A 1,569-nucleotide genomic window follows, 5' to 3' on the forward strand; every position below is an offset into this window, starting at 1 on the left:
GATGGAAAGAGTAAAAGTTTGTAATGGTGATAACTATAGTAGCAGTAATTTGAGAAATAATAGATTTGATATTAAGGACTTAGATTATTACAAGAAGATTCATAATGGTTTTAGAACATTAGCTGATAAATACCCGCAACGCATAACGACAATTAAGGTAACGGCTTTAAGTACACCAACACTAACACATAAGATGATCACGAGATATTATAATGATTTGGAATAGTAGGATATGCAAAACAAACATGCGGATAGCTCAAGTTATGAATTTGTAGGGTTGCTGTATACGGGAAATATGTAAGCGACAATATTCATAAGATAACAAAAGAGGAAAATCAATGTTTAAAATAAAAAATATTACAAAAAGCATAAAGCACATAAAGAAAATACTAACACCTAGTTCTCCAAAAACGACATGTTCTAGCATAGTAGCATCGACATTTGATATGGAGACATCTAATAAAATTACCTCTGACTTTGGTTTTAGTCAAAAGTATGTTGTGAATAACAGTAAAGAGGCAGATTGGGCAGGAGTCAGGAAAGCAATATATAACAGATTTTCTGATGAGATCGATGCCACAAATATACAGAGCTTGGAGCAAGTTATGCCACTTGTTGCATTGAAACAACAAGAGTTTAGTGCTACGAATGCAAATATCAATTGGACAGAGATTAGGACATTAATATATAACAGGTTTGCGGATGAAATACATGCGTGGAGCAAGAAGAAGCATGGTGATATTATAAAATATAGTCCAGTGAGAGATGTGAATGAAGAACTGGATATAATAAAAGAGCAGGGATATAGTTTTGCAAAACAAAAAGCTGCTTTAAAAAGGAGTATCACAGATAAATGGGACGAGATTGAGAGAATAAAATATTTGTCTAAGGAAACATCATGGAATTCCAAGAGCCAACAGAAGCTATTATCACATGATGATAGTATTATTGGTAGAATGAAATTCTTGTCTATTAAGGGTTACTTATCAAATTATGCTGGAGATGATGAGTTGTCACAATCAATCGATTCAGTAATCAAAATTAAAGATACATTGATCACAGAGTTTATGAATAGAGTCTATGATAAGCATATTCATGCTACAGAAGCTCGGCAAAGTGTAGCGGAGGCAATAGCATTTGGCAGTTTAATAGATGAGCAAGAAGTTGGTATCTTAGGAGAATAACAATAATCGTTAAGTGGTTTAGCTTTTTAATATAGCACTATATTTAGTTGTTCTAGCTAATTAAGTATGTAATTTCTAGCTACTATATTTAAAGTACATACGGTGTAATATTTCTGTTTTAAGTTGTTACATACTTAATTAGCATTTAATAAGCAAAGATAAAGCAATCAATAATCAGTAGGCAAGAAAATAAGAGGAGCAAAATATGACAACGGCAATACACACGCCACAAACATTTGAGCATATCAAACAGGAAGTCGAGGATAATATTAAAAATACCGCTGCAGAGAATGATAATACAAATGATAATACATTGGAATCCATCAAGAGTAACCGCATATTATCATTATCCGGCGGTGGAGTTAAGGGGATAGCGGAGCTAGTG

Annotated in this window: 1 protein-coding gene and 2 pseudogenes; all 3 read left to right on the top strand. The window is 33.0% G+C overall.

Annotated elements, in window-relative coordinates:
* A pseudogene (locus tag KYQ89_RS01755) lies at positions 1–226 on the top strand (dTMP kinase); the annotation flags it as partial.
* Between the two features lie 112 nt (positions 227–338).
* Positions 339–1,184 (top strand): hypothetical protein, encoded by an 846-nt coding sequence (locus KYQ89_RS01760; protein ID WP_218460142.1) that lies wholly within the window; start codon positions 339–341, stop codon positions 1,182–1,184.
* 205 nt (positions 1,185–1,389) lie between these two features.
* Positions 1,390–1,569 (top strand): annotated as a pseudogene (locus KYQ89_RS01765) (patatin); the annotation flags it as partial.

The sequence above is a fragment of the Rickettsia sp. TH2014 genome, from assembly GCF_019249195.1.
Taxonomy (GTDB): domain Bacteria; phylum Pseudomonadota; class Alphaproteobacteria; order Rickettsiales; family Rickettsiaceae; genus Rickettsia; species Rickettsia felis.